Annotated in this window: 10 protein-coding genes and 1 other annotated feature; all 10 genes read left to right on the top strand. The window is 30.5% G+C overall.

Annotated features, from left to right (window positions below):
• The first annotated feature begins 26 nt into the window (after positions 1–26).
• The 10 genes from BFN48_RS09710 (at position 27) to BFN48_RS09665 (ending at position 12,769) form a co-directional block, all read left to right on the top strand.
• Positions 27–1,424, top strand: a complete 1,398-nt coding sequence (locus BFN48_RS09710) for an aspartate ammonia-lyase (protein WP_069650713.1) — start codon at positions 27–29, stop codon at positions 1,422–1,424.
• A 16-nt stretch (positions 1,425–1,440) separates the two neighbouring features.
• The gene (gene hydF, locus BFN48_RS09705) at positions 1,441–2,679 is read left to right on the top strand and encodes a [FeFe] hydrogenase H-cluster maturation GTPase HydF (protein WP_069650712.1); all 1,239 of its coding nucleotides are present in this window, start codon (positions 1,441–1,443) and stop codon (positions 2,677–2,679) included.
• A gap of 84 nt (positions 2,680–2,763) precedes the next feature.
• Positions 2,764–3,010, top strand: a binding site (T-box leader).
• Positions 3,011–3,219: 209 nt separating this feature from the next.
• The gene (asnS, locus tag BFN48_RS09700; protein WP_069650711.1) at positions 3,220–4,611 is read left to right on the top strand and encodes an asparagine--tRNA ligase; all 1,392 of its coding nucleotides are present in this window, start codon (positions 3,220–3,222) and stop codon (positions 4,609–4,611) included.
• A 205-nt stretch (positions 4,612–4,816) separates the two neighbouring features.
• A complete protein-coding gene (gene speD, locus BFN48_RS09695; protein ID WP_278287334.1) occupies positions 4,817–5,635 on the top strand; it encodes an adenosylmethionine decarboxylase in 819 nt (272 codons plus the stop codon).
• 115 nt (positions 5,636–5,750) lie between these two features.
• Positions 5,751–6,392 (top strand): lactate utilization protein, encoded by a 642-nt coding sequence (locus tag BFN48_RS09690; RefSeq protein ID WP_069650710.1) that lies wholly within the window; start codon positions 5,751–5,753, stop codon positions 6,390–6,392.
• A 254-nt stretch (positions 6,393–6,646) separates the two neighbouring features.
• Positions 6,647–8,302, top strand: a complete 1,656-nt coding sequence (locus tag BFN48_RS09685; RefSeq protein WP_069650709.1) for a glutamine--tRNA ligase/YqeY domain fusion protein — start codon at positions 6,647–6,649, stop codon at positions 8,300–8,302.
• A gap of 316 nt (positions 8,303–8,618) precedes the next feature.
• Positions 8,619–10,520, top strand: a complete 1,902-nt coding sequence (locus BFN48_RS09680; RefSeq protein ID WP_069650708.1) for an OPT family oligopeptide transporter — start codon at positions 8,619–8,621, stop codon at positions 10,518–10,520.
• A gap of 72 nt (positions 10,521–10,592) precedes the next feature.
• On the top strand, positions 10,593–10,946 hold the full coding sequence (locus tag BFN48_RS09675; protein WP_054871086.1) for a PqqD family protein: 354 nt from the start codon (positions 10,593–10,595) through the stop codon (positions 10,944–10,946).
• Complete coding sequence (locus BFN48_RS09670) at positions 10,947–11,300, top strand: hypothetical protein (protein WP_069650707.1); 354 nt, start codon at positions 10,947–10,949, stop codon at positions 11,298–11,300.
• Positions 11,301–11,314: 14 nt separating this feature from the next.
• Positions 11,315–12,769, top strand: coding sequence for an aminoacyl-histidine dipeptidase (locus BFN48_RS09665; RefSeq protein ID WP_069650706.1), 1,455 nt, complete (start codon positions 11,315–11,317; stop codon positions 12,767–12,769).
• Positions 12,770–12,918 lie beyond the last annotated feature (149 nt).

Below are 12,918 nucleotides of genomic sequence, written 5' to 3'. Positions count from 1 at the left end.
AATAGATATGAGAGGAGGTTTGAAATTTGAATTATAGAGTAGAAAAGGATTTTTTAGGAGAGTGCAGGATTGAAAATGATAGATATTATGGGATAAATACAAAAAGAGCACTAGAAAACTTTAAATTAAAATCAAAAACAGTAAACTTAAAACTAATAAGAGAAATTGCTCTTATTAAAAAGGCAGCAGCAATAGTAAATAAAAGATTAAATAGATTACCAGAAGATAAAGCTGATGCTATAATTAAAGCGAGTGAAGAAGTTATCGAAGGTAAATTTGATGATGAGTTTAAATTAAGTGCATTTCAGGGTGGAGCGGGAACATCTACTAACATGAATGTTAATGAAGTTATTGCGAATAGGGCTATAGAAATTTTAGGAGGCAGAAAAGGAGATTATAGTATTATTCATCCACTTAATCATGTAAATATGTCTCAGTCTACTAATGATGTATATCCGACTGCTCTTAGAATTGCTTCTATTCATATGCTTAGAGAATTGAGTAACTCTCTTGCAGATTTGCAGGAAGCACTTCAGATTAAAGAAAATCAATTCAGTGAAATAATTAAACTAGGTAGAACTCAGCTTATGGATGCTCTTCCTATGATGGTAGGTCAAGGATTTGGAGCTTATGCAAAAGCAATTGCTAGAGATAGATGGAGAGTTTACAAGGTTGAGGAAAGACTAAGACAAATAAATTTAGGTGGAACTGCAATTGGAACGGGAATGAACGCTCCATTAAAATTTATTTTTATGATAACGGATGTTATTCAGGATCTAACAAAACTAGGGCTAGCTAGGTCTGAATTTCCTATGGATATAACTCAAAACACAGATGTGTTTGTAGAGGTTTCTGGGCTATTAAAGGCATGCAGTGTGAATTTGCTTAAAATTTCAAATGATTTAAGACTGTTAAATTCAGGTCCAAAAGGTGGGTTAGGAGAAATAGAGCTTCCTATGATGCAAGCCGGATCGAGTATTATGCCTGGAAAGGTTAATCCAGTAATACCAGAGATGGTAGCGCAAGTAGCGATGAAAGTCATAGCAAATGATTACACTATTACTCTGGCTAGTTCTTCAGGCCAGCTTGAATTGAATGCATTTATTCCGCTTATAGCTGAAAGCCTTTTAGAGTCTTTAGAACTATTAAATGATGCTGTTGTTTTATTTAGAGAAAAGTGTATTGAAGGAATAAAAGTAAATGAAAAAAGGTGCAGGGAAAACCTTGAAAGGTCTACTGCATTAGTAACGGCTCTTGTTCATCATATAGGTTATGATAGGGCAAGTGAAATAGCAAAGAAAGCACTTAAAAATAATAAGACAATAAGAGAAGTTTTAAGAGAAGAAAATATTCTGACTGAAGAGGAAATAGACAAAATTCTAAATCCTTATCAGGTAACAAAACCAGGAATACCAGGTAAATAATTTTGGAGGGATATAAATGAGTTTAAATGATACACCACGTTCAACTAGAGTTCATATAGCTTTGTTTGGTAAGAGAAATTCTGGAAAATCTAGTATTATAAACGCAATTACTAATCAAGAAATAGCTATAGTATCAGATGTTAAGGGAACTACTACAGACCCTGTTTATAAATCTATAGAAATTTTACCAATCGGACCTTGTGTTATTATAGATACTGCTGGATTAGATGATGTTGGTGATTTAGGGGAGCTTAGAATTAAAAAATCGATGGAAGTTTTGAATAAAACAGATGTGGCCTTGTTTGTAATTGATACTACTGTCGGGATAACTGATGAAGATAAAATGATAATTAATAGAATTAAGGAAAAGAAAATACCATTAATTATAGTATTAAACAAAGCTGATATTTCCGAAGTATCTAATGAAGAAATTATTAGCTTGAAAAAGGAATTTAAAGTACCTGTTTTAGCAATTTCAGCGTTGAAAAAACAAGGGATAAATGAATTGAAAAAGAAAATTATTAGTGTTTTACCGGAAGATGAAGATAAATTTAAGATAGTCGGAGATTTAATAAATCCAGGTGACTTTGTAGTTCTTGTTACTCCGATTGATAAGGCAGCACCAAAAGGAAGGCTGATTCTTCCTCAACAGCAGACTATTAGAGATATATTAGAAAGTGATGCAATTGCTATTGTTACAAAAGAATATGAATTAAAGGAAACTTTAGAAAATATCTCTAAAAAACCTAAACTTGTAATAACAGATTCACAAGCCTTTTTGAAGGTAGCTGCTGATACTCCAAAGGATATTTTAATGACTTCTTTTTCAATACTATTTGCTAGATTTAAAGGAGATTTAGTTGAGCTAGTAAAAGGAGTTAAAGCAATTGAAAAACTTAAAGATGGAGATAAGATTTTAGTTTCAGAAGGATGTACTCATCATAGACAAGCTGATGATATTGGTAGAGTAAAAATTCCAAGATGGATAAGACAAATTACAGGCAAAAAATTAGAATTTGAATTTAGTTCTGGAAGTTCCTTTCCAGATGATGTACAAAAATATTCTTTAATTGTACATTGTGGAGGCTGTATGTTAAATAGAAGAGGTATGCTTTATAGAATTAATAGTGCAAAATCTTTAAATATACCGATTGTGAATTATGGAGTAATGATTGCTTATGTTCATGGTATTCTTGATAGAGCGTTAGAACCATTTCCTCTTGCAAAAATGGTTTGGGATGAAAAGGTAGAATAAATTATATAAATATCGGGCAAGATTATATAAATTGCTTTGACATATTTTATAAAAAATATTATAATAAGTTAAAAATTAAATATGGAAAAGACTATGAAGAGAAGAGTAGATATGGAACGTAGTTTAAGCGAGTCGGTGATGGTGGGAGACCGATACGAAGTCCATATTGAAGAACATCTCGGAGTCTCTAACCGAAATCATTTAGAGAGTAGGCTTAGACGGGACCAAACCGTTATTATTTGGACAGTATAGAGTATTTTCTGTACTGGTAAAGTTGGCTGCATATGCAGCAATTAGGGTGGCACCGCGAAAGTAACCTTTCGTCCCTTGTTTTGGGATGAAAGGTTTTTTATATATTTGGTACTGGGTGCTGGATACTTGGTACTAGAATCAGAGAACAGGGAACAGGGCATAGAAATGTAAAATTGAAAATTGAAAATGTAAAATTGGTCAACAATTTATTTAAATTGAAGATTTGGTTCATTTTCAATTCTTAATTTTAAATTTTACATTTAACTAATTAAAAAGGGAGGTATAAGGATGAGAAGTATATTAGTAAAAGAAATTTACAGAAATATGGAAAAGTATATAGATAAGAATGTAGCTGTTTCGGGATGGGTAAGAACTATCAGAAGCTCAAAATCTTTTGGATTTATTGAATTAAATGATGGGAGCTTTTTCAAAAATATTCAAATTGTGTTTGAGGATAATTTAGATAATTTTAAAGAAATTTCAAAATTGCCTATTAGTACTGCAATTAAAGTTGAAGGTTTACTTGTAGCAACTCCTAATAATAAACAGCCATTTGAAATAAAGGCCACAAGTATAACTATTGAAGCTGAATCAGATAAGGATTATCCACTTCAAAAGAAAAGGCATACTTTCGAATTTCTAAGAACTATTGCTCATTTAAGACCAAGAAGTAATACTTTTTCAGCAGTATTTAGAATTCGTTCATTAGTCGCTTATGCAATACACAAGTTTTTCCAAGAGAGAGGTTTTGTTTATGTGCATACTCCAATAATTACGGGCAGTGACTGTGAAGGTGCAGGACAAATGTTTAGAGTCACAACGCTAGACTTTGATAATCTACCATTAGATGAAAATGGTAAAATTGATTTTAAGAAAGATTTCTTTGGTAGAGAAACAAATTTAACAGTAAGTGGACAGTTAAATGTGGAAGCATATGCTTTGGCATTTAGAAATGTTTATACGTTTGGACCTACTTTTAGAGCAGAAAATTCTAATACTCCAAGACATGCTGCAGAGTTCTGGATGATAGAGCCTGAAATAGCTTTTGCAGATCTGCAAGATGATATGGATTTAGCTGAAGAAATGTTAAAGTATATTATAAGTTTTGTTTTAGAAAATGCACCAGAAGAGATGGAGTTCTTTAACAAGTTTATAGATAAAGGATTGTTAGATAGATTAACTAATATTGTAAATTCAAATTTTGAAAGAATAACTTATACTGAAGCTATAGATATACTAAAAAAATCAAATAAGAACTTCCAATATCCTGTAGAATGGGGTAATGACCTGCAAACTGAACATGAAAGATATATTACAGAGGAAGTGTTTAATAAGCCTGTTTTTGTAACAGATTATCCAAAAGATATAAAGGCTTTCTATATGAGATTGAACGATGATAATAAAACTGTTGCGGCTATGGATTTATTAGTACCTGGAGTTGGAGAAATAATAGGTGGTAGTCAAAGAGAAGAAAGATTCGATATTTTGGTAAAGAGAATGGAAGAAATGGGACTTAAAAAAGAAGACTATTGGTGGTATCTAGAATTAAGAAAATATGGCGGAGTTAAACATGCTGGCTATGGATTAGGATTTGAGAGAGCTATAATGTATCTAACAGGTATGACTAATATTAGAGACGTTATTCCATATCCAAGAACTCCAAGATCAGCAGAATTCTAAACAACATGCAAAATATAGTAAACGCCCCTACTTATGTAAAGTAGGGGTAAATTTTTAAATTATTATTATCTTAAATATAATTGACTATTAGATTCTATTGGTTTATAATTTATAATTAGCTTAAACTTTGGGAAACTAGATTTAACTATATAAATTTGTTCATTATATTATATAGAGAAGAATTTAGTAGAAAAGGGGAATTAAGTTGATAAAAACTAATGAGAACAAGTTGAAACTATACGGTTTTAATAATTTAACAAAATCATTAAGTTTTAATATTTATGACATATGCTATACTAAAACTGAAGAAGATAGAAAAAAATACATTGAATACATTGATGAACAGTATAATTCTGAAAGATTGACTAAAATATTAACGACTGTTACAGAAATTATAGGAGCTAATGTATTAAATATTGCGAAACAGGACTATGACCCACAAGGTGCAAGTGTTACATTATTGATTTCTGAAGAAGAAGTACCGCTATATGTACTAGACCCATCTTGTAATAGGGGAATACTAACTCCTATAAGAGAAAATATAGTAGGACATTTAGATAAGAGTCATATAACAGTTCATACTTATCCAGAAACACATCCAGAAAATAATATAAGTACATTTAGAGTTGATATTGATGTTTCTACTTGTGGTCAAATTTCTCCTTTAAAAGCTTTAAATTATCTTATTGATAGCTTTGATTCTGATATTATAACTATAGATTACAGAGTCAGAGGATTTACTAGGGATGTAAATGGCAGAAAATATTTTATTGATCATGATATTAACTCAATTCAAAATTTTATAGCAAAGGAAACAATAGCTAGATATAATCTAATAGATATGAATATTTATCAGTCTAATATATTCCATACTAAAATGAAAATAAAAGATCTGAAATTAGAAAACTATTTGTTTGAGATAAGTGAAGAAGATTTAACACAAAAAGAGAGAGAAGATATTATTCAAAAATTGAATAAAGAAATGACAGAAATATTTTATGGAATAAATGTTCCTAATGTTTAAAATGAAAACTCAGCCAAATAAGCTGAGTTTTTAATTTTATTTATTTTATTTATTGATTATCATAAATATAATATTATTATATTAAGAAAATAATACATAAAAAGGGGTTGAAAGTATGGATAAAAATGTTTCCTTTGTTATTGAGAGAAAGGTTAAAAGGACTATTGAAAATTTAGAGAAAAACAATATGCATGGTTATTTTGTGCAAAATGAAAGGGAAGCTATTGAAAAAATTAAAGAGTTAATAAAAGAAGGGGATACAGTAACTGTTGGAGGTTCAATGACTTTGTTTGAAGTAGGAGTTATAGATTTTTTAAGGAATGGAAATTATAATTTTCTTGACAGATATAAAGAGGGTTTGACTAGCGAAGATATTAAAGAATTATATAGAAAAAGTTTTTCAGCAGATGTATATTTTACTGGTAGTAATGCAATAACAGAAGAAGGAGAGCTTTACAATGTAGATGGTAGAGGTAATAGAGTAGCAGCAATGATATATGGGCCAGATAAGGTGATAGTAGTTGTTGGTGTAAATAAAATAGTAAAAAATATAGATGAAGCAATAGAAAGAAATAGACAATGGGCAGCACCTGCTAATGCTAAAAGATTAAATAGAAAAACTCCTTGTGCTGAAGTTGGATACTGTATGGATTGCATGAGCTCAGATAGGATTTGTAATGAGTATGTAGTGATAAAAAGGCAAATGCAAAAAGGTAGAATTCACGTTATAATAGTAAATAAAAATTTAGGATATTAGTCGTTGGTTAATAGTTGTTAGTTATTAGTCTATTGGTTGTTAACTGAAAGCTGTTAGTGTTAGATTTTAATTTTACATTTTTTAACCTAGTACCAAGTACTTAGATATAAATAGACTTATAGCTAATATCTGTTAGCTAACATTAATTTAATTGTTTATAATAAAACCAATAGAAAGTTTAAGGAATTTATGGTATATTTATATACATATATTAATTTCTCTTGAAAAATACAATAGGAGAAAGGTTTGATAAAATGGATAAGAAAAATACATCATCAAATTTTATAAAAAATATTATTATTAAAGATTTGGAATCAGGTAAGTGCAAAGAAATAGTTACTCGATTTCCACCAGAGCCTAATGGGTATCTACATATTGGTCATGCAAAATCAATTTGCTTAAATTTCGATTTAGCTGATGAATTTAATGGTAAGACTTATCTTCGCTTTGATGATACTAACCCATTGAAAGAAGATGTTGAATATGTTGAATCTATTAAAGAAGATGTTAAATGGTTAGGATATGAATGGGATGGATTGTATTTTGCATCAGATTATTTCGAAGAAATGTATAGACGTGCAGTGTTATTGATTAAAAAAGGTAAGGCTTATGTTTGTGATTTATCACCAGAAGAAATAAAAGAGTATCGTGGGACATTAACAGAGCCAGGAAAAGAAAGTCCTTATAGAAACAGATCTGTAGAAGAAAATTTAGATTTGTTTGAACGTATGAGAAAAGGTGAATTTAAAGAAGGAGAAAAAGTTTTAAGAGCAAAAATTGACATGGCTTCACCAAACTTAAATATGAGAGATCCCGTTATATATCGTATAGCACATGCTAAACATCATAATACAGGTGATAAATGGTGTATATATCCTATGTATGATTTTGCGCATCCTATTGAAGATGCAATAGAAGGAGTTACACATTCAATTTGTACTTTAGAATTTGAAGATCATAGACCATTATATGAGTGGGTTATTAGAGAATGTGAAATGGAAAATCAGCCTAAGCAGATTGAATTTGCAAGACTTAATTTAACTAATACAGTTATGAGTAAGAGAAAATTAAAGCAGCTAGTTGATGAGAAATATGTTGATGGCTGGGATGATCCACGTATGCCAACTATTTCGGGATTAAGAAGAAGAGGATATACACCAGAAGCAATACGTAATTTTGTAAGAGAAGTTGGTGTAGCTAAAAGTAATAGTGTAGTAGATTATAGAATGTTAGAGCATTTTATAAGAGAAGACTTGAAGTTAAAGGCACCAAGAACTATGGCTGTATTAAGACCGTTGAAGGTAGTAATTACAAATTATCCAGAAGATAAGGTAGAAATGCTAGAGGCAGATAATAATCCTGAAAATCCAGAAATGGGTAAAAGACTTATACCATTTTCTAGAGAAATATATATTGAACAAGAAGATTTTATGGAAAATCCACCTAAGAAATATTTTAGATTATTCCCGGGAAATGAAGTTAGATTAAAACATGCTTATTTTATTAAGTGTAATGAAGTTATAAAAGATGAGAATGGCAACGTAATTGAATTGCGTTGTACTTATGACCCTGAAACAAAAAGTGGAACAGGATTTACAGGTAGAAAAGTTAAAGGTACAATTCATTGGGTAGATGCTAAACATGCTCTAAAAGCAGAATTTAGATTATATGACTATTTAATTTTAGATGATGACCAAGATGAAGGAAAATCATTCCTTGATAAAGTAAACCCTAATTCATTAGAAATTTTACAAGGATTCGTTGAGCCAAATATGAAAGATGTTAAACCTTATGATAAATTCCAATTCTTTAGACATGGATATTTTAGTGTAGATCCTAAATATACTACAAAAGATAGATTGGTATTTAATAGAATTGTATCATTAAAAAGTTCTTTTAAATTAAAATAAAAGGCTGTTGTTTTAAGCAACAGCCTTTTGTTTATATAACAGATTTAACATAAAAAATGTTAAGAAAATTTAAAACGTTTTTAAATTATAGAAGAGAACTTTAGTTAATAATTTCACTGTGTAGAAAAATGATGTCAGAATATTGCATAATATGGTGTATACATGTATAATAGTTAACGTAGTTAACGGACATGCTGTCGATGTATAATGGATAGGAAATCGTATTCCTAATAAAAACTAGGCATTATTTATACTTATTGTTTAGGAATCGATCTCCTTTCTATTTTACATAAAATAAAAATTAGGAGGGGACTATATGTCAAAAGGAACTAATTCAGCGCAGGAATTTAAACCATTTATTTCTGCTGACAAAGTCTTACCTGAATTTACTACAACATCACTTATCTTAGGTATTCTTTTAGCTATAGTGTTTGGTGCAGCAAATGCATACCTAGGATTAAAAGTAGGTATGACTATCAGTGCGTCAATTCCTGCAGCCGTAATTTCTATGGGTATCATTAGAGGTATTCTTAAAAAAGAATCAATACTAGAAAACAATATGGTTCAAACTATTGGTTCAGCTGGTGAGTCACTTGCAGCTGGTGCAATATTTACTTTACCTGCACTTTATATTTGGACTCAAGAGTGGGGTATGGGAACTCCAAGCTTATTATCTATCACTGCAATAGCTTTATGTGGTGGTATTCTTGGAGTATTATTCATGGTTCCATTAAGAAAAGCATTAATAGTAAAAGAGCATGGGGTATTACCTTATCCAGAAGGTACAGCTTGTGCGGAAGTATTGTTAGCTGGTGAAGAAGGTGGAGAAAAAGCAAAAATAACTTTTGCTGGTTTAGGTATAGGTGCATTATATAAGTTTATTGAAGGTGGATTAAAATTATTCCCAGGTGAAATAGAAACAACAATACCTGGATATAAGGGAGCTGCTATTGGTGGAGATGTTATGCCAGCATTACTTGGTGTTGGCTTCATTATAGGACCAAGAATTTCAGCTTACATGTTAGCTGGTGCTGTTATAGGTTGGTTCGGACTTATTCCACTAATTACAAACATAGGAAGCATGGGCGATGTTATCATGTATCCAGCATCTGTGCCAATTAACGAATTAGGCTATTGGGGTATTTGGAATTATTATATAAGATATGTTGGTGCTGGAGCAGTTGCGTTTGGTGGTATTTTCAGCTTAATTAAATCATTACCTTTAATTGTACAAACATTTAAAGATGCTATGAAAGATTATTCATCAGGTGTTGGTGGAAGCACTAATGTTAGAACTGATCAAGATATGTCAATGAAGATAGTATTAGTAGGTTCTTTAGCAGTTGTTTTAGCTATGATGATGTTACCAATAATTCCAGTAGGATTTGTTGGAGCGTTATTAATTGCTATATTCGGTTTCTTCTTTGCAACAGTTTCATCAAGAATTGTTGGTTTAGTTGGTAGTTCATCAAACCCAGTATCAGGAATGACTATAGCTACATTAATCATTACTGCTATAGTATTTAAGGCTAGTGGAAATGATGGACATGTAGGAATGATAGGTACATTAACTGTTGGTGCTGTAATTTGTATAATTGCAGCTATGGCAGGGGATACTTCACAGGACTTAAAGACTGGTTTCTTAGTTGGTGCTACTCCTAAGAAACAACAGTATGGTGAAATAATCGGTGCTGTTGCTTCAGCACTTGCTATAGGTCTTGTTTTGACTTTATTAAATAAAGCATGGGGATTCGGTTCATCTGAGTTACCAGCACCTCAGGCTACTCTAATGAGACTAGTTATAGAAGGTGTTATGGGTGGTAACTTACCATGGGCATTAGTATTTACTGGAGTAGGTTTAGGTGTTGCAGTTGAATTATTAGGATTACCTGTTCTTCCAATTGCAATAGGTTTATACTTACCAATCCATTTAAGTACTCCTATAATGGTTGGTGGTGTAATTAGAGGTATCTTAGACAAGAAATTAGAGAAGTCAAATGGTGAAGACAAAGGTATCAAAGCAAAAATTGATTCAGGAATATTATTTGCATCAGGATTAATTGCTGGAGAAGGTTTAATAGGTATATTATTAGCAGTATTTGCAGTGTTTGGAGTAAACCTTGCACTTGGTATTGACTTAGGACAAATTGGTGCATTAGTATTCTTTGCTGCATTAACATATACACTTATGAAAAATTCCTTATTGAAGAAAAATTAATTTAGAGTTATGATGTAAAAGAGGATATTTTATATATCCTCTTTTCAACTTATTAAAGATAGAGGTGTAATGATGGTTAAAAAAATTAAAAAAAGTGATAATTTTTTAGAATTAATTCCTAAAAAAAATAATACTTTAGAATGGATAGTTAATGATGAAGGATTAGTTCAGGTTATCATACCAAGAAATGGAATATTAGACAGGATAGTAAGAGTGTTTTTTAAAACGCCAGAGGTAATGAGAATAGATTTAGATCCGATTGGAAGTTGTGTATGGAAGTCAATAGATGGACAAAGGAATATACAAGATATAGCTAAAATATTAAAAGAAGAATTTGGAGAGAAAGCAGAGCCTCTATATGAAAGGCTAGGGACTTATATAAATATTTTAAGAAATAATAAATTTATTACACTGGAGAAGAGGTAAGTGATTAGTATGATAAGCTTTATTTTAAAGGTATTATTATTTGCTATAACATTTACATTTTTATATGCATGGGGATATGTTAAACAGCAAAGAAAAACAGAGGAATTATTAAATGTTTTGTATAAGAAAGCTGAAGCGAAAATATTAAAGGCACTTAAAAAACAAGAATCTTTAACTAAAACAGAGATTGAAAAGATTATTAGAGGTACAAAAGCGTCCTTATTTTGGAGTAAAAATAAAGTACAAGTTGTTGACGCTAAATTAGTAACTAAAAATTTGATAACAAAAATGATAAATGAAGGGCTTATTGTAGAAACATCTAACAGTAGGCCTAAAAAATATAAATTAAAGTAAAGGGGATGCTTGTAATGGTAAATGTTTTATCAGGACTTAAGCCTGAAGCTGTATTTAAGTTTTTTGAAGAATTAACTAGAATTCCTAGAGGTTCAGGGAACGAAAAACAAGTTAGTGATTATCTAGTGAAATTTGCAAAAGACAATGGACTAGAAGTTATACAGGAAGAATGTTTAAATGTAATTATTAAGAAACCAGGAACAGAAGGGTACGAAAATGCACCAACAGTTATACTTCAAGGACATATGGATATAGTTTGTGCAAAAAATGAAGATTTAGACTTTGATTTTTCAAAAGATCCAATTCCATTAATGGTAGATGGAGATATGATAAGAACAAAAGGAACGACTCTTGGAGCAGACAATGGTATTGCAGTAGCTATGATAATGGCTATTTTAGAATCAAAAGATTTACCACATCCACCTCTTGTTGCATTAATTACGGTTGCAGAGGAAACTGGAATGGATGGAGTATTGAATTTAAATCCTGAAAACGTTTCCGGAGATATTTTAATAAACATTGATTCAGAAGAAGAGGGTACTATACTTGCATCATGTGCAGGTGGAGTAAACAATATTATTCATCTTCCTATTGAGTGGAATGAAGCTGATACTAATAAAATAGGTTATAAAATATCTATTAAAGGTTTAATAGGTGGTCATTCAGGTATAGAAATTAATAAAAATAGAGCAAATGCAATAAAACTATTAGGAAGATTATTAGAAAGTCTTGATAAAGAAATAAATATTGATATAGCAAATGTTAGTGGCGGAGAGAAAATGAATGCAATTGCAAAAATGTCTGAAGCAGTTGTAATGATTAATAAAGATGATGAAGAGAAATTTAAGCGTATTATTGATGAACATCAAAAAATATTCTCAAACGAATATATAACATCTGATCCTAATATTAATATTAGTTTAGAAAAAGTTGATGGTATACAAAAAGTATTTAGTTTAAATACTAAAAAAGGATTAATAAGCATTTTAAGGTTAATACCTAATGGAGTTCAAACAATGAGTGCAGATATTGAAGGCTTAGTTGAAAGCTCTAATAATATTGGAGTTCTTACAACTAGTGAAGAAGAAATTAAATTTGATAGTGCGGTAAGAAGTTCAGTTAAAAGTTTGAAAAAGGAAATTAATGATAGAATTCAAAATATATGTGATTTAGTTGGTGCGAAAATGGAATTAGTAGCTGATTATCCTGAATGGGAGTTTAAAGTAGAGTCTCCTATTAGAGATTTAATGGCTGAAGTTTATAGAGATATGTTTGGAAAAGAAGTAAAAGTAGATGCTATACATGCTGGGTTAGAGTGTGGATTCCTAAAGGAAAAAATTGGGGACATAGATATGGTTTCTATTGGACCAAATATTTATGATGTTCATACTCCAAATGAGCATATAAGCATTTCTTCAACAAAGAGAGTATTTGAGTTTTTATGTGAAGTATTAAAGAGATTAAAATAACAAAATCTTCGATTTAAATAAATTATAAGGAAGATTTTGTTGAAATCCATTACGGAAATTATATTTAAAAATATATACAATATTAATAATGTATATAATTTCCTATGGATTATAAAAAATTGTTGTTTTTATACTTCGGGTGTAAAGCC

The sequence above is a fragment of the Caloranaerobacter ferrireducens genome (genome assembly GCF_001730685.1).
GTDB classification, from domain to species: domain Bacteria; phylum Bacillota; class Clostridia; order Tissierellales; family Thermohalobacteraceae; genus Caloranaerobacter; species Caloranaerobacter ferrireducens.
This window is presented reverse-complemented; position numbering and strand designations above follow the sequence as displayed.